At 42.2% G+C, this 22921-nt stretch carries 18 protein-coding genes, 1 riboswitch and 1 other annotated feature; of the genes, 12 read left to right on the top strand and 6 right to left on the bottom strand.

The window, feature by feature from the left end:
• Positions 1–118: 118 nt before the first annotated feature.
• The 7 genes from HMPREF0083_RS05675 to HMPREF0083_RS05650 all read left to right on the top strand — a co-directional run bounded on the left by HMPREF0083_RS05675 (position 119) and on the right by HMPREF0083_RS05650 (position 7526).
• Positions 119–865 carry a hypothetical protein gene (locus HMPREF0083_RS05675; RefSeq protein WP_040301607.1) on the top strand — a complete coding sequence of 249 codons (747 nt, stop codon included), beginning with the start codon at positions 119–121 and terminating at the stop codon, positions 863–865.
• Between the two features lie 28 nt (positions 866–893).
• On the top strand, positions 894–1538 hold the full coding sequence (locus tag HMPREF0083_RS05670) for a DUF4328 domain-containing protein (protein WP_021620175.1): 645 nt from the start codon (positions 894–896) through the stop codon (positions 1536–1538).
• Between the two features lie 145 nt (positions 1539–1683).
• Positions 1684–3549 carry an ABC transporter ATP-binding protein/permease gene (locus HMPREF0083_RS05665; protein ID WP_021620174.1) on the top strand — a complete coding sequence of 622 codons (1866 nt, stop codon included), beginning with the start codon at positions 1684–1686 and terminating at the stop codon, positions 3547–3549.
• Between the two features lie 323 nt (positions 3550–3872).
• Positions 3873–4436 carry a site-specific integrase gene (locus HMPREF0083_RS05660; RefSeq protein WP_021620173.1) on the top strand — a complete coding sequence of 188 codons (564 nt, stop codon included), beginning with the start codon at positions 3873–3875 and terminating at the stop codon, positions 4434–4436.
• A 188-nt stretch (positions 4437–4624) separates the two neighbouring features.
• Positions 4625–5347 (top strand): EAL domain-containing protein, encoded by a 723-nt coding sequence (locus tag HMPREF0083_RS05655; RefSeq protein WP_021620172.1) that lies wholly within the window; start codon positions 4625–4627, stop codon positions 5345–5347.
• Between the two features lie 18 nt (positions 5348–5365).
• A riboswitch (cyclic di-GMP riboswitch) is annotated at positions 5366–5453 on the top strand.
• 133 nt (positions 5454–5586) lie between these two features.
• Complete coding sequence (locus tag HMPREF0083_RS30100) at positions 5587–5760, top strand: transposase (RefSeq protein WP_021620170.1); 174 nt, start codon at positions 5587–5589, stop codon at positions 5758–5760.
• Positions 5760–7526, top strand: a complete 1767-nt coding sequence (locus HMPREF0083_RS05650) for a methyl-accepting chemotaxis protein (protein WP_021620169.1) — start codon at positions 5760–5762, stop codon at positions 7524–7526. The genes HMPREF0083_RS30100 and HMPREF0083_RS05650 overlap by 1 nt, the downstream gene beginning before the upstream one ends.
• Before the next feature lie 339 nt (positions 7527–7865).
• Here HMPREF0083_RS05650 and HMPREF0083_RS05640 read toward each other — a convergent pair whose 3' ends face one another.
• From HMPREF0083_RS05640 to HMPREF0083_RS05630, 3 genes are all read right to left on the bottom strand, one after another.
• Positions 7866–9023, bottom strand: a complete 1158-nt coding sequence (locus HMPREF0083_RS05640; RefSeq protein ID WP_021620168.1) for an acetoin utilization protein AcuC — start codon at positions 9021–9023, stop codon at positions 7866–7868.
• On the bottom strand, positions 9020–9667 hold the full coding sequence (locus HMPREF0083_RS05635) for a CBS and ACT domain-containing protein (protein ID WP_021620167.1): 648 nt from the start codon (positions 9665–9667) through the stop codon (positions 9020–9022). Before HMPREF0083_RS05635 ends, HMPREF0083_RS05640 begins: the two co-directional genes overlap by 4 nt.
• Positions 9668–9742: 75 nt before the next feature.
• Positions 9743–10375: a hypothetical protein gene (locus HMPREF0083_RS05630; protein WP_021620166.1), complete on the bottom strand. Its 633-nt coding sequence runs from the start codon at positions 10373–10375 to the stop codon at positions 9743–9745.
• A 252-nt stretch (positions 10376–10627) separates the two neighbouring features.
• Between HMPREF0083_RS05630 and acsA the strand changes: the two genes are divergently transcribed.
• Positions 10628–12331 (top strand): acetate--CoA ligase, encoded by a 1704-nt coding sequence (gene acsA / locus HMPREF0083_RS05625; RefSeq protein WP_412674513.1) that lies wholly within the window; start codon positions 10628–10630, stop codon positions 12329–12331.
• Positions 12332–12360: 29 nt separating this feature from the next.
• Here the strand turns inward: acsA and HMPREF0083_RS05620 are convergent, their stop codons facing one another.
• Positions 12361–14820 (bottom strand): transglycosylase domain-containing protein, encoded by a 2460-nt coding sequence (locus tag HMPREF0083_RS05620; protein ID WP_021620163.1) that lies wholly within the window; start codon positions 14818–14820, stop codon positions 12361–12363.
• Positions 14821–14938: 118 nt separating this feature from the next.
• Positions 14939–15174, top strand: a binding site (T-box leader).
• A gap of 50 nt (positions 15175–15224) precedes the next feature.
• Here HMPREF0083_RS05620 and tyrS point away from each other — a divergent pair.
• Positions 15225–16487 (top strand): tyrosine--tRNA ligase, encoded by a 1263-nt coding sequence (tyrS, locus tag HMPREF0083_RS05615; protein ID WP_040301605.1) that lies wholly within the window; start codon positions 15225–15227, stop codon positions 16485–16487.
• An 81-nt stretch (positions 16488–16568) separates the two neighbouring features.
• Here the strand turns inward: tyrS and rpsD are convergent, their stop codons facing one another.
• Both rpsD and HMPREF0083_RS05605 read right to left on the bottom strand, forming a co-directional pair.
• Positions 16569–17165, bottom strand: a complete 597-nt coding sequence (gene rpsD / locus HMPREF0083_RS05610) for a 30S ribosomal protein S4 (protein WP_021620161.1) — start codon at positions 17163–17165, stop codon at positions 16569–16571.
• Between the two features lie 237 nt (positions 17166–17402).
• Positions 17403–18317: a DMT family transporter gene (locus HMPREF0083_RS05605; RefSeq protein WP_040301604.1), complete on the bottom strand. Its 915-nt coding sequence runs from the start codon at positions 18315–18317 to the stop codon at positions 17403–17405.
• A gap of 152 nt (positions 18318–18469) precedes the next feature.
• On the opposite strand from HMPREF0083_RS05605, the gene trpB reads away from it, so the two are divergent.
• From trpB to HMPREF0083_RS26210, 3 genes are all read left to right on the top strand, one after another.
• Positions 18470–19663, top strand: a complete 1194-nt coding sequence (gene trpB / locus HMPREF0083_RS05600) for a tryptophan synthase subunit beta (RefSeq protein ID WP_021620159.1) — start codon at positions 18470–18472, stop codon at positions 19661–19663.
• 145 nt (positions 19664–19808) lie between these two features.
• Positions 19809–20426, top strand: a complete 618-nt coding sequence (locus tag HMPREF0083_RS05595) for a histidine phosphatase family protein (protein ID WP_021620158.1) — start codon at positions 19809–19811, stop codon at positions 20424–20426.
• 113 nt (positions 20427–20539) lie between these two features.
• On the top strand, positions 20540–22837 hold the full coding sequence (locus HMPREF0083_RS26210) for a sensor domain-containing diguanylate cyclase (protein WP_051354549.1): 2298 nt from the start codon (positions 20540–20542) through the stop codon (positions 22835–22837).
• The last annotated feature ends 84 nt before the right edge of the window (positions 22838–22921 follow it).

The following is a 22921-nucleotide window of genomic DNA, read 5'->3' as shown; positions in this document are numbered from 1 at the left end:
ACTCTGGATCGTACTGGATAATCAACACCCTTGAATCAATATACTTGAATGTTTCGGTAAATAATTGTAATAATTGTATGAGTTAGGTAAATTTATAAATAAAGGAGGGGTAGAATGTGTGATTAAAAAAGAATATCGACTCGCTTTTTTTCTTTTGCTTATTCCCTTTATTGTTGCTGTTTTGGCTGTTACTCCGCACTATGAAGCATTCACGACTACTGGGGACATCGTTCCCGTAAAAGACGCCGGGATTAATGGGCATGTGGACTTCGTCTATGTAAAGTCCGGGTATACGGAGAACTGGTTTCAAAAATTTGCTGTATCGCTTACATCAAAAAATCAGATTGAATTCCATCCTGTAGATAAAGAAACGATACAAGAAGACAGGAGAGAGGAAGAGACTGAAGGATGGCGAGCGATCTCCGTAGAGCGTGCTATCGCTTCAGCCTCACGGATTACCGGACAGCCTATAGAAACATTCAAGGAAACACGGATGCGTATTCTGTCTGAAACAGAACAGTATGAGGGCGATTCGTTCGGATTGATGCTTGCACTCGGGCTTATCGAGGAGAAAACAGGTGAAGATTTTACAAAACACGGCAAGTATACTATTGCCGGGACAGGAGCGCTAGAAGATGACACATATGTCGGCTCAGTTGGAGCGGTGCGACATAAACTGTTGACAGCAGAGCGAAACGGTGCAGATTACTTTTTTGTGCCAGAAGACAAGGACACATATATTTTTGAAGGAATGAGCAATCAAGAAGAGGCAGAGCAGCTTGCAAGAGAACGTGGGATGCCCCTTCAAATTGTTCCTGTAGCTACCATTGATGAAGCGCTGGCTTTTCTGCATAGCCTTCCCTAGACTAATAAACAAAAAAGGAGTTGAGTATATGATTCAATCCAAGCAGGTAGGTAATATTCTCGTGTTATTTCTGAAAATTGGTCTTGTTTTAACTATATTGTCTTTTATCGGCTCACTTCTTCTTGCATATGCATCGGATTGGTACAATGCATATGTTTCAGGAGTGGATGATTTCATTTCAATATTTAATGTTGTTCTTTGGATTTTGACCGGTATTCTTTTTTTTGTATGGCTTTATAAAGTACACAAGGATGTAAGGGAAATGGAGCCGATTCATCCTGTTACCCCTGGCTGGTCGGTAGCAAGTTTTATGATTCCTTTGTATAACCTGTATGGAATATGGAATGTGTTTTGGAAGCTATCAACATTTTTTATAAACAGCGGAAAGGATGCGGGAGAGGGGGGGCATCGACTGCGTCGTTATATGCCATGGTACTATGTAATTTTTTTTGGAAATAATGTACTGCAACGTTTTGTATTAAAATTCCCTGAACTTGTAACTGACACGCTTATTCTTTTTAGTGTTACGGTGGATTTGCTGTTGAATCTTATTTGTTTATGGATGGCGCAGTCTATTATTCGTAGCCTTGATGCTGCATGGCTTTCTCGAACAGAAAGTCCAGTATCCAGCGAGCAGACGTCTGAAAATCCACAACCTTCCATCCCATTGTAAAAGTAAGAGGCTGTTCCAAAAGTAGAATTTTGGAACAGCCTCTGTTGGTTTGTTTGGGAGTAGTTTGATTGTATAAAAATTGGAAATGGTGTTAAAGAATGAATAGTAAGAAATGATTTGAGCACAAAAAACAAGGAGATACAAAATGCTGGCTGCTGAAGGAGAGGATGATGTGGAAATTGAAAATAACCGTTCACTTGTTAATCTATTAAATGCATCAAGGTTACGGGAGCAGGAAAAAACGTCTTCTTTGTCCACTCCTTTGCTGGTAGAAGTTAATCACTTGACCAGGATGGTAAAGACACGATGTGGAGAGAAGAAGCTATTAGATGATATTAATTTTTTTATCGAGCCATGTGAATTTGTGGCGATACTAGGCAGCAGCGGTGCAGGGAAAAGTACGTTGCTTCATGCATTATCTGGCATTTGTCCGGCAGCAGAGGGTGAGATTCGGATTAATGGGCAAAATCTTTATGAAGAATATGATCGTTTGCGCTCCTTCATTGGGTATGTGCCACAGGATGATATTGTACATAGCGATTTAACGGTAGAAGAGATATTTACATATGCTTCCCGTTTACGCTTTCCAGCCGGTACATCGGAAAGCATAATAACGAGAAGAGTAAATGAAGTGCTGGAAGAAGTGAAAATAACAGACCAACGCTCGGTATCTGTCAAGAATTTAAGTGGCGGGCAACGAAAGCGGGTAAACATAGGCGTTGAACTATTAACCAAGCCTAGTCTTCTTTTTCTTGACGAAGCTACCTCGGGGCTTGATCCGGATTTGGAGAAAGCGATAATGGAGCTTCTTGAGGAGCTGAAGCAGAAGGGCAGTACGATCATTATGGTTACCCATGTTACCGCGAATATTAGAATGTGTGATAAACTTGTTTTTCTTACTCGGGAAGGACAATTGGCTTTTTTTGGCTCCCCATCTGAAGCGCTTGATTACTTCGGTGTAAAAGATTTTGTAGATATTTATAGAAAGCTTGACATGGAAAAGAATCCGAAGAGTTGGACCGAGGAATATAAACGTTCCGCTGTGTATCGGAAATATCGGAATCGAATCAGAAACAGGCGACAGCAAATTGAACACGCAGGCGAGGGGATGGAGAAAACGACTGCTCAGCTTTCTTTCTTTGAACAATGGAAGATTTTAACCATGCGTTATATACGACTGCTTAGCCGAGATAGAAAAAACCTCTTAATCCTATGTCTTCAAGCTTTCATTATTCCTTTATTACTTGTCCTTGCTTTTTATCATAGTGCACCCACATTTAAGTATAGCGGCTACCGGTCGCAAGATTTGGAGATTACTCAGCAGATTGTAGCAGCAGGAAAAATAGAAGAGGTGCAACAAAACATTCAAGAAGAGAAAAACCGAAGAAGCTTTATGTCCAATTGTATTGCCTTGATGGTATTTACCTCAATATGGTTAGGAACTTCCAACGCGGCACGGGAAATTGTGAAAGAGCGGGTGATTTACAGAAGAGAGAGGTTAGCTGGCGTGCGTGTTGTCCCGTACCTGTTATCGAAAATTGGTGTGTTGTCCATTATTTCTTTAGCACAAATGCTATTACTTGTCTCTATTGTTGCGTACAGTCTTGCTTTACCGAAGTTTTGGCCGAATGTGTTGGCTTTTTTTCTGCTTTCATTAGCAGGGGGAATGATGGGCCTAGTTATATCGGCTATTGCTTCTAATTCTGATAAAGCACTTAGCATGGTCCCTATTGTACTTGTTCCCCAGATTATTTTGTCAGGAGCGCTCGTACCTATCACTTATGTAAAGCCTGAATACATAAAAGTCGTATTTTATCTGGCTGTCAGTAAATGGGGCTATGAGTTAGTCGGAGGAGACATTGTTAATATCAACAGTAGGAGTGCTCTTCAGCAGCCGTTCCCTGCATTGTCCGGAAATTTTTCGGCTCATTGGAGCATTCTTGTCCTGTTTATTCTGTTTTTGTGTAGTATGGCGATTATTGCATTACTGTACAAAGATAGGACCACATAACATAAGAATTCATGGTCTGGTAAAGTAGGTATCAGTTAATAAAATATAGGCGGGAGAATTGTCTCCCGCCTATATTTCTTTGATTTAAGGGAGTTTACTGCTCTCCTAGTCGTTCATTTATTTAGTAAATTTTTATTTTCTATATGTATATGGAGAATAATCTAACAAAATAGACATTTTGTTATGTTTCAAATGACACTAAAAAAAGCAAAAAAGCCTTTATTTTAAAGGTTTTTTAGTATATCCAAAAAACAAATAGAATGAGATAATATAACATATTGAATCATTAGTTAAATATTTATTCACACAATGGAGTGGCTTCTATGACAACAAAAAAAGGTGCAAATGCTGTTGAACCAATACGGGAGATTGAGAAAATACAAGAGATAAAAAACTACCTCCTACGTCGTTCCTATAGAAATTATTTTTTATTTATTTTTGGAATCAACTCAGGTCTCAGAATTAGTGATATATTGCCTCTACGGGTAATGGATGTTAAATATACAAAGCACTTAATCATTCAAGAAAAGAAAACTAAAAATATAAGGAGGACCATAATAACACAGACACTAAAGAATGAAATAGAACGATATTCAAGAAAAATGGCTGATTCAGAGTATTTATTCCCTTCCCAAAAGGGAGGAAAGCCAATCAGCCGTGTGCATGCTTGGCAAATTATTAATCATGCAGCGAGAGCCTGCGGGGTCGAAGGGCCTATCGGTACACATACTTTACGAAAAACATTTGGGTATCATTTTTACCAGCAATCAAAAGATGTAGCATTGTTACAATATATATTTGGGCATTCTAGCCCTTCAATCACAATGAGATATATAGGTATTAATGATGATATGGTTGATAAGGCATTGGAAAAATTTTGTTTATGAAAAGCGAAAAAAGAAAAAATGTAACTGCAAAGCTATATCGATTTTTAAATTAGAAGTAGTTATAATGAAAAAGGACTAGATATTTTTTCTATTTAATCTAACAAAATGTCTATTTTGTTAGATTAAATGATGTGACAGTGATTTCTTCCCTAGAACAGAGGGCATAAAGGGGGTGAAGTTGAAAGGTCATGAAAAAGACGCTGCTGGACGAACAGACTGAGAAAGTTATTGAGAATAGGCTGTTTCATCACGTCTATCAACCACTGTACTTTCTTTCTGATTGGTCTTTACTAGGGTATGAAGCTTTTTTGCGAACTCAATACTTTGTTTCACCTGAGCAATTGTTTCAAAATGCTGAAAGGATTGATAAGCTATACGAACTTGATATTTTGTCACTGTTTAAGGCAATTGTTTCTTACACACCCAAGAATAAAGCGTTACAAACTTCATTATTTGTGAATATTTTTCCTTCTACATTATTGCATCCTGATTTTCATTGTTTTTTAGATGGATTACTTTCTGACTACACTGTATCCAAAGGAGAGATAGTGTTAGAAATTAATGAATCCCAGGAAATAAATGATGTTAAATCGATGCGTAATATACTCTCTTTTCTGCACCAGAATGGGTTTCAGATTGCACTGGATGATGTAGGTAAAGGCTCTGCCTCTTTTAAAAACCTTGTAGAGTTTGAACCGGATTTTGTTAAATTGGATAGATATTTTTCAATTGATTTATCTGTATGTCCAAGAAAACAACGATTAATAGAATTATTAGTAAGCTATTGTAAGGATGAAGCTTACTTAATATTAGAAGGGATTGAAAAATCGGAAGATCTGGCAATAGCTAAATTGTTAGGAGTTAATATAGGACAGGGATATTTACTGGGGAAGCCCGAACAATTTAGCTAGTTGTTATAAAAGTAAATAAAATGATAAAGGCAAACCTATTGAAAGATAGGGACGCAAAGCCACGGGTCTAAGGTTCCGCAGGAATGAAGATAGCCGGGTTACCGAAATTTTCCAGAGGTGAAAGGCTATTTCCTATTCGGTAATTCCGGTATCAGGTATAGCCCTTTTTATTTTAAGGATACACAGAGGATTGTACGGATGGAACTTAGCTATGAAAGATACAAAGTAAGGAGACGGAGATGAAAAGAAATTACTCTTTAACACTTAAGCATGATGTTGTTAGCGAAGTTATGAAGGGATATAAATGCAGTATAGTAGCTCGAAAATATGGTATAAATAGCCAAACTATATACCGCTGGATACGTGAGCATAAAGATATGAACGAGAATTATCGTAAAAGAGAGGTCTTGTGATGTTGAAAAGAAAGAAAAACCTTAGTATACGATGGAAATTAATAATAGCAGTAACGGCTGCTATTATTTTTTCAAGCTCTTTAGTAGGTATTGTCACTTATTATGCTGCAAAAGGGGAGCTTGAGAAGGCAGGTATCCAGAATTTGCACCAAATTGTCGGTGGTGCAGTCACTGTAATCAGGGTATTGGATGAAGAGGTGAAAAATGGCCATCTTACATTGGAACAAGCCAAAAATAGAGCAAAAGAGTATATTAATGGTCCATTGTCTGAAGATAAAAAAATGCGTGATTTAAGCAAATCACCTTTTATCTACAAAAAAGAAGGATACATGTGGGCATATGACGATAATTATCTTGCGGTTATGCATCCGCTAGGGTATGAGGGACAGAATCAAAAAGAATTTAAGCTTGAAGATGGAACCTATTTAATACAGGATCTTGTAAAAGCGAGTAAGAGTAGCAATGCCAATGAACGTTTGCTAACTTATACATGGAAAAATGAAGGCGAAACCAAAGAGCGGACACAGATGAGTTATGTAGAATATTATCAACCCTGGGGATGGACGCTTGGTATTGCCGTATACCCGGAAGAATTTTATGGCTCTCTTCCGCTTATAAAAGGGGTTATAGCTGCTGGTATTGCTCTGTTTTCATTAATTTGCATGGGCGTGTTTATATGGCTGTTTAATCAAAAAATCAAGCTTATTCTGCATGTAAGCAATATAGCCAAAAGAATAAGTGAAGGAGATTTGACGGTAAAGACGATTGAGGCAAAGTCTACAGATGAAATAGGAGAGCTTGCCAATGCAATTAATGAGATGATAAGCGGACTGAAAGATATTATTGCAAAAGTAAATGATGCGAGTATTCATGTTGCAACGGTATCAGAACAATTAATGAACAATATGGAAGAAACGAGTAAGGCGAGTAAGCAAATTGCAGTGACTGTTGAAGGATTGAACCAAGGTGCGGAAGCTTCTTCTCAAACAGGTGAGGAGGTGGCAAGTACGATGGAAGAAACGGCAATAGGAATTGAACGTATTGCCGGATCATCCGCAAAAGTAGCAGAAACCTCTGATGATTCAATAAAAGAAGTGCAAAATGGAAATGCTTCACTGGCCAAGGCCATTCAACAGATGCAATCCATTAGCAAATCGGTAGACGGCACGACATTGCTAGTGAAAAAATTAGGAGAACACTCTAAGGAAATTGAAAAAATTACGGATGTAATTACCGAAATTACAGAGCAAACAAATTTATTGTCCCTTAACGCGGCTATTGAAGCTGCGCGTGCTGGAGAGCATGGGAAAGGTTTTGCTGTTGTAGCGGATGAAGTGAGAAAGCTCGCCGAACAATCGAAAAAATCGGCTGAGGAAATTTCCGGTTTTATTAAGCGGATGCAGGAGGACGCTAATGAAGCTATCTCTAGTATGCAAAAAGAAGCCGATGAAGTTGAAGCAGGATTGAATGACATTAATGAAGCCGGTGAAGCTTTTGAGAATATCAGAAAATCTTTTGAGCATGTGAACAATCAAGTTCAGGAGGTATCAGCCGCTTCCCAGCAAATTTCTGCAGGAGCCGAACAGGTAGCAGCTTCTATACAAGAAATGGCCGGAATAGCAAGAGAAGTGGCTATCGGTTCGGAAAGCATTACATCAGCTGTTGAAAACCAGGTTTCTTCAATCGAAGAACTATCAAATTTTACAGCTAGACTTAAAGTTCTTGCACAGGAATTGCAATTGTCCATAAATAAATTCAAATTATAGCTGCATTCTTACTGGCTGGTAGGGAAATGATGAGAGGGGGAGCATGTGCTCGTAATAAAGAGTCCAAACCAAAATGAATATCGAATTTATCGAAAGAATTAATAAGTGTGTGAATGTTGTTGAATTGCAAATTGAAGCAAAGGTTATAGCACGTGTGTTGTCTCAACACAAGTCATGTAAACATGAAGATTTTTTGTCAATGTTAAACAAACTATCGTACATTCATCAGCGTATTGTATGTATTATGGATTCGACTAAACATTAAATCATGTACCTTATACAAAGCAACAAAAAGCAACACCTGCCCGTTTCAGTTAGCAGAGCAGGTGTTGCTTTTATTTATCCGCGAGGACAGTAGAGAAGAGCTTTTTCAATCGTATTTTTGTTTTTTGTCATAATCTCGGCGCGTCTGGGGATTGGAGGGAATAATCCTTCCGGGTCCAGCAGCGTCGGAGCAAGCTGTACAGGGCTTTCGCTTTGATATTTGTCAATCCATGCTTTAGGTATAGAGAGGTTGTCCGTAATACGTTGTCCTGACAATTCGGCCCACAATAAGCTCCAAGCACGTGGCACAACCCGCCAAATATCGTAGCCTCCACCTCCGGTTGCGATAAGACGTCCTTCACACAACTCTTCTGCTAGCTCACGTGCCAGCTTTGGAATCTCCTGGTAAATACGCATAGAAGCGGAAAGATGGGTTAACGGATCAAAGGTGTGAGAGTCGCAGCCGTTCTGTGTCAGGATTACATCTGGCTTGAAGCCGCGTGCCACGGTAGGAAGCACATTCTGATACGCTTCAAGCCAGGATTCATCTTCAGTAAATGCGTCAAGCGGGACGTTAACGGAGAAGCCGTAGCCTTGTCCATCGCCACGTTCTGTAATGTTTCCGGTTCCCGGAAACAAATATTTTCCTGTCTCATGAAAGGAAAGGGTCAACACATTTGGATCGTCATAAAATGCCCACTGTACTCCATCGCCATGATGCGCATCCGTATCGATATAAAGGACACGTGCATCATATTTTTGACGCAGATAGGCAATAGCGACGGAGCAGTCGTTGTAGATGCAGAAGCCGGATGCCCGGCCGCGGAACCCGTGATGGAGTCCGCCCGCCAGATTAACAGCATGGCGGTATTCTCCAGACATAACCAATTCTGCGGCGAGCAGCGTGCCACCTACGGCAAGAGCCGTAGCTTCATGCATATTCGTAAAAATTGGGCAATCTTCGGTACCTAGGCCAAAGCTTGCGGCAATAGCGATTTCCTGTTGCGTATGGCCGCATTCTTTAACGATATCGATGTACTGTCGGTCATGAATCAGTGCCAGCTCATCGTCCGTTGCTGTACGTGGTGGCACAATGTCACTATCATCAAGCAGATTCATCATACGCAGAAGATCCATTGTCATGCGTAGCCTCTTCTGATTAAACGGATGATCATCGTTGAAAAAATATGTTAAATATTCATCACTATACATAAATGCAGTTTTAATTTTCATACTAACCCCTCTGATTCTCTGGGCCATACAATACGGTAGCCAGCCTCTTCAATTTTAGAAACAAGATGGCGCGGATCGATTGTCTGTACCCGGAACACGAGGTTTTTCTTCCCTAAGTGTTTGCCTGGCATGACCAGTACACTGGTAACATTGCATTTCGCTTCCTTGAAAATCTCCGCGACATCGGCGAGCAATCCTGTCCGATCATCCACTTCCACTTCAATATGGGAGCTTGGATAGTGTACGCCCATGAGTTCGACAAGAGTGTGCAAGATGTCCGTTTCCGTAATAATGCCCTTCAATTCGTCATCGACTACCACCGGGAGGCAACCGATGCGATTATCATACAGGGCGCGAGCAGCTTCCTCCACGAAGTCGAGCGGATGAGCACAAATTACATCTTTGCGCATGATGGAAGAAACGGGGGTATTGAGAACATGCTCATCATCTTCGCGCGGCATGCCAATAATGGAAGGACAGGCGTCTCGCACATCTCGATCAGAAATAATGCCCACTAGTTTGCCTTGCAGGACAACAGGTAAATGACGAATCCGGTACTGATGAACTTTCAATAGCGCAAGCCGAATCGATTCTGTCGGCTCAACAGTGACTACGTCCCGCTTCATAATATCTTCCACAAGCATCGTGCAGTCTCCCCCCTAGTTCTTCTTTTTATCTATCATTTTATTCCATTTTCCTTGTAAATAGTAAAAAAATTTTTAAAAAATGAATCGATTTTGAAAGCGAATACGATCGAATGCCTGTATGGATTCCAGTGTCACACGCTTACCGATACGCGCCATCATGCAGTTAGCCGGATGCGAGCAAATTTCCGGATCATCGGTAGCAAACCATTCAAGCCCAACAGAGGCCATCACTTTCTCCATTATTTTTCTATATGCCCATACATCGAGGCCGGTTCCTTTCAAATCCCAGTGCCAGTAATACTCTGTAGTAAAAATGATATAATCTTCCATAGCATCATCACGGAATGCCAATTCAAGCATATTTTCTGCTACATGTTGATGGCGGAACCGTTTCGTTACTTCGATTGCCCCGAGTTCCAGTAAATCATCCATTTTTGCCTCTGACCATCTTTCCATCGGATCAGGATAAAGAAATGTCACATATCCTATAATCGTATGCTCATGTATTGCCAGAATAACGCGACCTTCCGGCAGCTCCGCGATGCCCTCAAGCGCTTTTTGTTGTTGAGAGGGCCTGCGAAATGCCGTTAAACCTTCGTCCATATACAGGGAGGCAATGCGTTCAGGGTGCACAGGGCCTTCAAACTGTAGGAGACCGGCCGATTTCTTTATCTTTTGGCTGAAAAATGTTTTGCGATGTTTCATCCTATTCACCTTATCTTACTCTTGTTGGGTTATTTTTTCTTTTGCAAAAATTATCTTATATTTTTGATGCGCTTGCCAATGATAAATTTGAAAAAGGTGTGAACGATTAGAATTGGTAAATTAACAGATTATTTGATATAATCGAATTTGAGAGAGGGTTTTCAAGATTGAAATAGAATATACATTCAGGCAGGTTTGATTAAATTTAGTGGGAGAGGAGTTATCGTTATGAAAGAAATGATGAACAAGAAAATGCTTCCCGTCGTAGGAAGCGGCTATAATATGCCTTCCTATAAAGAGGTATACAATACATTCAGCTGGGAAGATGTAGAGAAGCAATTTACCTGGCATGAAACGGGAAAAGTTAATATGGCATATGAAGCCATTGACCGGCACATAGGTACTCCCCGTGAAAATAAAGTGGCGCTTTACTATAGGAATGCGACACGTGATGAAAAGTATACATTTGCAGATATGAAAACGCTTTCTGATAAATTCGGAAACGTACTGCGCAAGCTGGGAATTACAAAAGGTGAACGCGTATTTATTTTTATGCCGCGTAGCCCCGAACTATACGTAAGTCTTCTTGGTATCATTAAAGTTGGCGCTATTGTCGGCCCATTGTTTGAGGCGTTCATGGAGGGGGCTGTACGTGACAGGCTGGAAGACAGTGAAGCCGTAGCGATTGTTACGACACCGGACCTTCTGCCTCGTATACCAGTTGGAGATTTGCCTGCTCTTAAGCATGTTATTGTTGTTGGCGGTGATGGTGCTCTCGAAGCAGGTCAGATAAGCTATGAGAAAGAGATGGAACAAGCTTCTGCTGATTTTGAAATTGAATGGGTAGACCGGGAAGATGGGCTTATTCTTCACTATACATCCGGTTCCACCGGCAAGCCCAAAGGCGTGCTGCATGTACACAATGCCATGGTTCAGCACTATCAGACAGGTAAGTGGGTGCTGGATTTACAGGAAGATGATGTGTATTGGTGCACGGCTGATCCAGGCTGGGTCACGGGAACAGCGTATGGCATTTTCAGTCCATGGTTGAACGGAGCAACGAACGTTGTTCGCGGAGGCCGTTTCAGTCTGGAGGATTGGTATTTGACGATTGAAAAATACAAAGTAACGGTCTGGTACAGCGCACCGACCTCATTCCGGATGCTGATGGGTGCAGGCGATGAAGTGATAAAGCAGTATAATTTGTCCAGCCTGCGCCACGTTTTAAGTGTAGGAGAGCCATTAAATCCGGAAGTAGTATATTGGGGAATGAAAGTATTTGATAAGCGTATTCATGATACATGGTGGATGACCGAGACGGGCGGTCAATTGATTTGTAATTATCCGAGTATGCCGATTAAGCCAGGCTCGATGGGCAAGCCGTTTCCAGGTACTGTGGCAGCAATTCTGGATGATGAAGGCAATGAATTGCCACCGAACCGGATGGGGAACTTGGCTATTAAGGCAGGATGGCCATCCATGATGCGCAAGATTTGGAATAATCCTTCCAAATATGAAGAATATTTTCGTTTTGAAGGCTGGTACGTGTCAGGCGATTCAGCTTATATGGATGAAGAGGGCTATTTCTGGTTCCAAGGACGTGTTGATGATGTCATTATGACCGCAGGTGAGCGTGTCGGTCCATTTGAAGTCGAAAGCAAGCTCGTAGAACATCCGGCAGTTGCTGAAGCCGGTGTTATCGGTAAACCGGACCCGGTACGTGGTGAGATTATTAAAGCGTTCATTGCGCTTCGTGACGGATATGAGGCTTCGGATGAATTGATTGAAGAAATCAGGAAGTTTGTAAAAGAAGGGTTTGCTGCACATGCTGCACCGCGTGAAATTGAAGTGCGTGACAAACTGCCGAAGACACGTTCCGGTAAGATTATGCGCCGTGTTCTGAAGGCATGGGAATTGGGCTTGCCAACAGGCGATTTGTCCACAATGGAAGACTAATTTTCTTATTCATTAAAAAAGGAGAGGGGCTATCCCTCTCCTTTTTTCTCATCTTTCTTACCTATACTATGATCTGGCTTCTTGTCTGATTTTTTATCTTTAGTTTCTTTTGATGTTCCTTCTGAGGATTTGGTTGTTTTCCTGTCAGGATTATCTGCGGTGTCTTTGCTATTGTCCTTTTTATTATCTTTCTTGCTATCTTTACTGTTGTCTTTATTAGTATCTTTCTTTTCGTCTGGTTTGTCTGGCTCTTTCTTATCACCAGAAGTTTCTGTACCCTGTTCTTGTTTTTTGCCGTCTTCTTCTGTCTTTTTGTCATCCGTCTGTTCTGTTTCTGTCGTGTCTTCTTTTTTCGTAGTAGTTTCCGCTGGTTTCTTCTCCTCTACTTTTCCATAAGATGCCGGATTTTTAGAGGCCGCCAGATTGGCATTATAGATAGCAGCCGTCGACGTATCAGGCGGGCGCTTCATATAATTTCCTGCCGGAGAAAGATCCGGGTTGATTTTCAGCACGGATGAGAATGTTTTGCCCCAGATGTTCATTGCGTTGTCATGTGAACCTCTAGAGAGTTTATATTTCTTATCATAACCGACCCATACGCCAAGTGAAATATCTGGCGTATAGCCGACAAACCATTTGTCACCGTCTTCCTGGGTTGTTCCTGTTTTACCGGCTACATCCCGACCCATCGTATAGCGAGCGACCTTTCTGGCTGTACCTCCGGTTACGACATCACGCATCATATCGGTCATCATCCATGCCGTTTGCGGAGAGAACACAGGGGTCGGTTTTACTTGGTGCTGGTAAATGGTTTCCCCTTCGCTATTATCGATCCGTTCGATTAAATAGGCATCGATGAAATTCCCGCTATTTGCGAACGTAGCATAGGCATTAGTTATTTCCTCCACCGAAATACCTCTGGTAAATCCACCTAATGCTGTCGGCAGATAATAGTCATTATCCTCAATCGTGCTTACGCCCATTTTTTTGACGTATGCGAGAGATTTACGAACGCCAGTTTCGTAATAGATCTTTACCGCCGGGATGTTGCGGGATTGAGCAAGAGCGCTGCGTACCGACATTGGCCCCTTAAAGCTTCCGCCATAGTTTTTAGGTGTCCAGTTGCCGGGGAACACAGTTTCTTCATCAACAACTGTAGAGTTTGGTGAAATAATTTTTTCCTCAATTGCCGGAGCATATACGCCGATTGGTTTAATGGATGAACCCGGTTGACGCGGAGCAGTCACATGGCTCGTATTCTCGATTTTGAAGCTGCGTCCTTCCATCATTCCCAGAATAGCGCCGGTTTTGTTTTGGATTAGGATAGCTCCGACTTGCTCAGGCATACGTTTGCCATTAATCGGCGGTTTTTCCGGTCCGAAGTTATTAGGATCGGCTGCGATTTTTTGCATTTCTTCATAGATTTTTTTATCGATTGTTGTGTGGATATGATAGCCACCTTGACGCACGGCGATTCGTTTTTCTTCCAATAGCTTGGAGTACGAATCATTTTTTAGCTCTGGGTTTTTTTCGAAATCCTGATCGAGCAGAATTTTTGCGGCTCTCTCTTCGATTTCCATCATAAGGTATGGATATTTCTCGAATGCTTTTGGAGATGGTTTGGCAAGATGGGCTTTAATATCATAAGCGAGTGCCTCATCATATTGCTGCTTGTTAATTTTTCCGTTTTCGAGCATTCGACCAAGAACGACTTTTTGTCGTTCTTTTCCGAGTTTTAGCCCTTTCTCCTTAAACGGGATATACGAAGACGGAGCTTGTAGCATACCGGCCAGATAGGCAGATTGTGCAATGTTTAGGTTTTTGGCATCTACGCCAAAAATGCCCTTGGCTGCCGCCTGTACCCCATATACCTTAGAGTCATTGGCATTTTTACCAAAGTACATTCGATTGATATAGGCATCAAGAATTTGATCTTTGCTAAACATTCGTTCCATACGAAGAGCAAGGAAGATTTCCTTGAATTTTCTTTCCGGAGTTACCTTCGGAGAGAGAATGGTTTGTTTAATAAGCTGCTGTGTCAGCGTACTTCCTCCAGTTTGCACGGATGAGTTTGTTGCTTGCTGGATAGCAGCCCGGGCAATTGCTGTTGGCACAATTCCATTATGTTCATAGAAATATTTATCTTCGGTGGAAATGATGGCATCGATCAAGTGAGGCGACACTTCTTTATGCGATACGAGACGCCGGTCCTCTTGTGTAACTAATTGGCCAATCATCGTCTTGTCTTTGAAATACGCAAATCCGGTGAGGTTGTTTGCGGAGATTTTCTGATAAATCTCATTATAACTACGTACCGGATCGGATTTGACAAGCGAAGCCACGTAGCCGGCAGCGGTACCGCCCGCAAACAATACGCCCATAAAGAACAGAATAGCTAAGACCTGAAAAGTGGCGAGAAGAGTATGCCAGAAGCTTTTCTTTCGTCTCGGCTTGTCCGACGTATTGGCGGAACCGTTTTGTTTTTCCATATTACTCCCCCTTACACATAACAGCAACATTATATCATAAAGACGGTGGTAGAGGATAAATGTTGCATTTTTGCACTATTTTTAGTTATTATGAGAATAACAACAAAACAATATCATTGTATTCGCAATGAATACGTAATAGTAGTGGCTTGAGTACTGGAAATAACAGAGAGTCGGTGGAAGGTGTAAATCGGCCCAGTCAAGCGATGAAATACAGCGTAGGAGTGAATCCGCACCGCATCTTGTCTTAGTTGTGGGCGGACGGCATATGGGCAGCCATAGGCCGTTATCCGTATGAGTGAAGGACTTTAGTCCTTAACTAAGGGTGGTACCGCGAGCAAACTCGTCCCTTTTTGGGGCGGGTTTTTTTATTTTTTCACCAATTTAAAATGGAGGCAGCACAAATGAGTGAACAAAAGACAATCAATCTGACAGAAGAACAAGCACGCGAAGTTGAACGACAGATGAACATCATCCGCCGTGGAGTTGCGGAAATTGTTCCGGAAGAAGAGATGAAAAGAAAGGTAGAACGTTCGATTGTTACCGGCAAGCCGTTAAATATAAAGCTGGGGCTGGATCCTTCTGCACCGGATATTCATGTGGGGCATACAGTCGTATTGCATAAACTTCGGCAATTTCAGGAACTTGGACATGTCGTGCAGTTGGTTATCGGGGATTTCACAGGGCGTATCGGTGACCCGTCAGGGAAATCAGAAACCCGGAAACCATTAACAGAAGAGCAAGTAAAAGCGAATGCGGCAACGTATGTAGAGCAATTCGCAAAAATTCTTGATGCCGATAAAATTCAAGTGCATTACAATAGTACATGGCTTTCACGGATGAACTTCGCTGATGTTGTCGAATTGGCTGCAAAAATGACAGTGGCCCGAATGCTAGAACGTGATGATTTCGAAAAACGTTATAGCAACAACTTACCGATCAGCATCCACGAATTTTTTTACCCACTCATGCAGGGATACGATTCTGTAGCATTAGAGAGCGATGTGGAGCTTGGTGGAACCGATCAGAAGTTCAATCTGCTAATGGGGCGGCAATTGCAGAAAGAATACGGGCAAGAACAGCAATGTGCGTTGACAATGCCAATTATTGAGGGATTGGATGGCGTACAGAAGATGAGCAAAAGCCTGGGTAACTACATTGGGATCAGCGAGCCGCCTAACGAAATCTACGGCAAAGCGATGTCCATTCCAGATGAGCTTATGCTCAAGTACTATGAACTGGCTACAGATATCTCTCTTGAAGAGCTAAAAAATTTAGAGAAAGGTCTGGAAAACGGAACCGTTCATCCGCGTGATGCTAAGATGCGCCTTGCCCGTACTTTTGTACAGATGTACTGGGGAGATGCGGCCGCAGAGGAAGCGGAAAACCATTTCAAAACGGTGTTCCAGCAACGGGCGCTGCCGACGGATATACCTGAAAAAGAAGTAGCGACTGCCGAGCTTGAAGATGGGAAAATGTGGATTGTGAAACTTCTTTCTGTTCTCGGCCTTGTTCCATCTAATGGGGAGGCGCGTCGAATGGTTCAGCAAGGTGCTGTTAAAATTAATGAAGAAAAAGTTGCTTCCGTAGATGAGCATATTACAGTGGAAGAAGGTATGATTGTTCAAGTCGGCAAGCGTAAATTTGCCAAAGTAACGATAAAGTGAAACTTCAATCAGTAGGGTTTTTTCTTTAAATAAAAAACCATCGACAGGATTGTCGATGGTTTTTGTCTGTAGTCCTTCCGATTAGCGGGAATAGAACTCGACGATTAGTTTTTCGTTAATTTCAGCCGGCATTTCTTCACGTTCTGGAAGACGAGTGTACGTTCCTTCCAGTTTCGTTTCATCAAAGCTCAGGTAGTTCGGCAGGTATGCACGAGCTTCCAGAGATTCCTTTACGATTTGCAGGTTGCGGCTTTTTTCACGTAATCCGATAACATCGCCTGGTTTTACACGGTAAGAAGGGATGTTCACTTTCTTGCCGTTTACAGTGATATGACCGTGAGTTGTCAATTGGCGAGCAGCCGGACGAGTCGTTGCGAAGCCAAGACGGTATACCAGGTTATCCAGACGAGATTCGAGAAGCTTCATGAAGTTTTCGCCGACAACGCCGGACATTTTGTTCGCTTGATCGAATGTTTTACGGAATTGTTTTTCCATCATGCCGTACATATGGCGAAGTTTTTGCTTTTCAGTTAACTGAAGTGCATATTCGCTCATTTTACGACGTCCATGTCCATGTTGTCCCGGCGGGAAGTTACGTTTGATATCTTTGCCGGTTCCGTCCAGAGAAATACCCAGACGACGAGCAAGTTTGTGACGAGGGCCAGTATAACGTGCCATAAATATTCGTTCCCCTTTACGATAAGATTAATTAGGTGTTTACTTCCGCCTGGCTAGTTCCTTACTCTGCTACATGCTCTTCGGACGGTAGCGTTTCCGCCGCATGCTCCGTTAAGGGACAAACAGCCGCAGCCCTTAAGGGACGAAACTAATGACATGACCAGACGTTTTTACCTAAAATCATTGCTACCCTTTGCAAAGCACATAAACAATATTATATCCGTTTGGAGATAAAAGTCAACTTTTTTCCTGATTCACAACGATGATTCCGATAACTACAAACAAAAGTGCAGCGAATACAATGCTATGCAGCGTTTCATGCAGTAACATAGCGGACAGTAGTACACCGAATACCGGTACGAGGAAGAAGTACATGGACACTTTACCGACCTTGTTGTACTTTAACAGCGTATTCCACAGCGCGAATCCTGCAGCTGACAGAAACGCAAGGTAGATGAGATACAGCAACGAAAGTCCAGTAAAGTGAAACGGTTTCCAGCCAGCACCGCTTGCACCAAGTAGTAAAAGAACAAAGGAGCCGAGCATCATCTGATAGGAAGTAAGATAGACGGTATCCATGGCAGACGCACGATTTTTGGCAAGAATTCCTCCTAATGAATTAGAAAAGGCAGAAAGAAGCAGTACCAGTTCACCGAGTCCGAAGGAGAAGCGTAGAGCCCCTTTTGTGCTGCTTGCCAGCATTACACCTGTAAAGCCAAGTAAAAGCCCTATCAAGCGTCGTTTGTTTATTCGATCATTGTTGTACATATAGTGAGCAAGAATAATGGAAAAAAACGTACTAGAACCGGTAATGATGGAACCTTGAATACCTGTGCTATAGCTTAAGCCAATGTAAAACAAGACATATTGCAATGTTGTTTGAAAGAAGCCAACCTGAAGTAGTGCCGGTAGTGAACCTTTAGTAAATGCGATACGCCGTTCTTTTATGACCAGAAAAGCAGCTAGCATCAACGAAGCGAGGAAGAATCGATAGCCAGCGAAGAGCACTTGTTTATAGACTTCCCCTTGTTGAATATCCAACAGTTCATAGCTTAGCTTGATAAAGGGAAATGCACTTCCCCATAAAAAACAGACAACTACTGCAACTGCTACGATGCCTGCTCGATGGGTAAAAATTTTTTCTGTATTCAATACTGTATCCGCCTTCTTTCGAAAAATAAAATGAACAATTTCAAAAATATAAAGAAATGGGTGAAAAGTGAACATAGTTATAGTACAATATCAAGCAAAGTACGTGAAGAACTGTTCAATAAATAAAGCAAAGTTGAGAGGAGTTAGGGAAGATGAGCAAAGTAGATACAAAAAAAGGATACTTCGGGGAATTTGGCGGGAGTTTCGTGCCAGAGCCGTTGCAGGCTGCGCTTGATTATTTAGAGCAGGCCTTTGAACAGTATAGGGAAGAGCCGGAATTCAACAAAGAACTGGAATACTATTTGAAGGAATATGTAGGACGCCCGAATCCCCTTTATTTTGCACAGCGATTGACTGAGAAGCTTGGTGGAGCAAAGGTATACCTGAAACGTGAGGATTTGAACCATACGGGAGCTCATAAAATTAATAATGTAATGGGACAGGTTCTACTGGCGAAGCGAATGGGCGTTAAGCGGGTAATCGCTGAGACAGGGGCAGGTCAACATGGAGTTGCCACGGCAACTGCATGCGCAATGTTTGGTATGGAATGCGTCATCTATATGGGTGAAGAAGACACCCGTCGCCAAGCATTAAATGTATTCAGGATGGAGCTGCTTGGCGCAAAAGTTGTAGCAGTAAAAGACGGTGCGCGTACACTTAAAGAAGCGGTTGACGCGGCGCTTATGGACTATGCACAAAATTATGAGAATACATTTTATCTGCTAGGCTCGGCGGTTGGCCCTCATCCATATCCGACCATTGTGCGCCACTTCCAATCCGTTATCGGCAGGGAAGCTCGTGTACAGCATATAGAGAAAGAGAACCGACTGCCGGATTATATTATTGCTTGTGTCGGTGGTGGCAGCAATGCCATTGGTCTATTCGCGCCGTTCTTCGACGATGAAGAAGTGCGCATTGTTGGCGTAGAGCCGGGGGGAAAAGGGCTTGTGGCAGGACAGCACGCTGCACCGCTCACAGCAGGAGAGCCGGGGATCATCCACGGATTCAAATGCTATATGATGAAAGACGAAGACGGAGAGCCGGCATCTACTCACTCGGTCGCTGCTGGGCTGGATTATCCTGGGGTCGGACCGGAGCATAGCTATTACAAAGCAATCGGTCGTGCCGAGTATGTAACGATAAGTGATGAAGAAGCAATAGAGGCATTTCATATGCTATCAAGGACAGAAGGGATTATCCCAGCAATCGAAAGCTCCCATGCGGTAGCATATGCCATAAAGCTCGCCTCTTCTTTGTCTGCGGAGCAGTCCATTATTGTGAACTTGTCCGGTCGCGGAGATAAGGATGTACAGCAAGTATTCGATATGATGCATAATGCAAAATAAGCAAGACAAAGCCTGAACGCTTGATTTCAGGCTTTTTTTGATGCGGAGACCCTTCGGATTGCAAAATGGAAATGTATAGAAATAATGCGTGAAACATTGTTTGATATTTCGTATAATTATAGATAATAACACGGTGTAAGAAAGGATGGAATATTCTATTAACACTATAAAACATGTGTATCTTGTTCGCCACGGGGAGACTGATTGGAATGCACAGCGTTTAATTCAGGGACATAGCGATATTCCGTTGAATATACGGGGGATAGAGCAAGCAAGACGATTGGCTATACGTTTGAAGGAAATTCCGATTACACAGGTTTGTTCTAGCGATTTGCAACGCGCCATTCATACCGCCTCTGCAGTAGCTGATGCTCTTGGTCTTCCTGTTTGTCAGCATGTCGAGCTTAGGGAGCGCTATTATGGTGATTGGGAGGGAAAGGATTTTCGAAGTATTCGTGAGCAATATCCCGACTTTGATCCATGGACGGATACGGAGAGTAAATATAATATAGAAACATACTCTGACATGCAGCAACGAGGCATCGCATGTTTAACTAACATTGTTCGAGGGAGTAACGCCGAACATGTTCTTGTAGTTAGCCATGGCGGTCTGATTAATGCTGTGTTGCATCGTATGAGCAATGGACTACATGGCACCGGTAAAACAAAATTGGTCAATACATCGTTAAGCCATATTCAATATCAGGAAGAAATGTGGATAGTTCATAATGTAAACGATGGAACGCATCTGGATGGCGCTTGACCGCTGCGACAGAAGGAGTACGATAAGGAGTCTAAATCGATCAGCAATGTCACTATGTGAAAGCTGAAGTATATAAAAAAGAGCGGTTATAGTAGAGAAAGAAGGCGGGGATTGTGAAAAAGCGCATGATTAACCAGAACCGGAAAGAAACTTTTTTAGCCGATTATTATTCGGCTCAGATTATAAACGTATTTCGAAAAAGCTTCCGGTTCATTTCTTCTCCATCCTTTTTATTGAACAAAGGCTGGATATTTATCTCGGATAAATCGGGGAACGTACTTGCTTTTGAAAAAGTCGGTGCTCCGGAATTCGAAATAAAGCCTTTCTACCCAATACAGGAAATGGACGAACACAGCCAGAATGACATGACCAGCAAAGTTATGTATCTTCCAATTCTAGGGGATACCTGGTTTCCGGGCTTCATAGGAATGGTTCTTCCGCTTTCTGTCGATGAGAAGCAGGTTTCCGCCTTCCTGCAAGGATTTGTGAACGTATTTTGCCTTATGCAGGAACAGTCGATTGCAAAGGAAATCGCTTACTGCATTAGGGCGGTAAATCAGGATCTTCATTTGGATAGTGTGATGCAGACCATTGTACATCGTATTACACTTAATCTCACCTTGAGTGATTGTATCGCTGTTGTGTTCGATGAGGAGCAAAGCGTTATGCTTCCACGTTGGTCCTCGAGCGAACAGAAGCTATTGCAATGGCAGACAAAAATTCTGAACAATCCAAAGAAAATATATGAAAACATCGTGGCACGTTTCTCTGCCAAACGAAGGGTCCTCCACAATGACAATGCAAATCTTGAAGAGCTGTTAGGAAGCGAAAACACTTTTTCAGAGCGGTGGTTAATCGCTCCCTTTCGATACAATGGCAAGATTATCGGATTCCTGTTGCTGATGCGTGACACCGAGCACCCGTTTACGACCCAAGAGCAAAAATTTGTATGTCGCTTCACCAAAGATTTAAGCTTGGCTGTTCATAATTCCACAGTTTATATGCGCACCCAGCGTGATGAACAGAAGCAGGCGATGTTATTTGAAATTACGAAGAAGTTTCACTCCTCTATAAATGTAGATAATGTGCTGCAAGCTGTTATTGAGAATACGAGGAAGCTTTATCCAGACATGTCTGTTGATTTGTGGCTATCGCATGACTCGTTTTCTACCACACTGCCAGTCAAGCAGTTCTCCTATTCTATTGACGGAAATAGCGTAAGTGCTCAGGCATTTATGGAAGCGAGGACCGTTATCATTCCTTCAGACGGTGAGCGCAGCCTTACTCTGGCTGCGCCACTTCGTGGCAAACAAGGGGTGTACGGTGTACTTGAATTGTACAGTGATAAACCAATTTCTCTTCCGTCTCGCGAAGTGGAATATATTACAATGTTGGCTGATACGGCAGGAAACGCCTTTGAAAATGCACAGCTATACGAGCAATCAAACCGTCTAATTAAAGAACTGCTGCTGATTGATGAAATGACGCGTCAATTAAATAAGAATATTAAGCTTCATGACTTATTGGAATTTATTATGCGGAAGCTAACCGAGTCATTCCGTACAGAGCACTGCTGTATTTTTTCATGGTCGGATGAGAAGAACGCTTTTATGATGCGAGCCTCTACACAGAAAGAAATAAAGGAGTTTGCATTGCCGGTACCGACTGCCGGGAAATTGTATGACTTATTTGTCAGAAAAGAATCGATTTTGCTGGCAGATGGAGCAGATGCAGAGATAGGCGTTCCTTCTTTTTCATACAAGTCATTAATGGCGGTGCCGCTGTTGGAAAAAGAAGAAGTGAATGGGGCTATTATGCTGCTTGATTCTAAACCGCATCGTTATACGTTTGATGATTTTAAACGATTAGAAATGCTGGCGCGGCATGTAAAGGTAGCTGTTACGAATGCTTCATTACATGCCGAGGTGGAACGGATGGTGGTCACTGATAATTTAACCGGATTATACAACCGTAAGTATTTGTATGACAGCATTCGTCAATCTCAGAAAAGAGATGTTTGTGGTTCGCTTATTTTAATTGATGTGGATCATTTTAAGAACGTTAATGACACGTATGGACACCATATCGGGGACGAGATTCTTGTTCAGGTGGCGAATGAACTGACGGTATCTATCCGTACTTCGGATATTGCTGCTCGCTGGGGCGGAGAGGAAATGGCTGTATATTTGCCAAAGGTACAGTCGGATATTGCACAGCAGGTAGCAGAACGTCTCCGACTGAATGTGATGAGAAAAACACATCCTACCGTTACGATCTCAAGTGGCATAGCTACCTGGACAAAAGAAGATGGAATTTTGAGTGTGGAGCAGTTGTTTCAGCGGGCTGATGAAGCATTGTATCAAGCAAAGCGTGCCGGACGCAATCAGGTTCGTATGGCGGAATTTGCATAATAAAGTGAAGAATCCGGGAAGAGAGCTTCATTTAATATGAGGCTTTCTTTCCCTCTACATTATGAATGAACAATCAGTCACATA

Source organism: Aneurinibacillus aneurinilyticus ATCC 12856 (assembly GCF_000466385.1).
GTDB classification, from domain to species: Bacteria; Bacillota; Bacilli; order Aneurinibacillales; family Aneurinibacillaceae; genus Aneurinibacillus; species Aneurinibacillus aneurinilyticus.
Note: the sequence above shows the minus strand (reverse complement) of the source record. Positions and strands in the feature narration are given on the sequence as shown.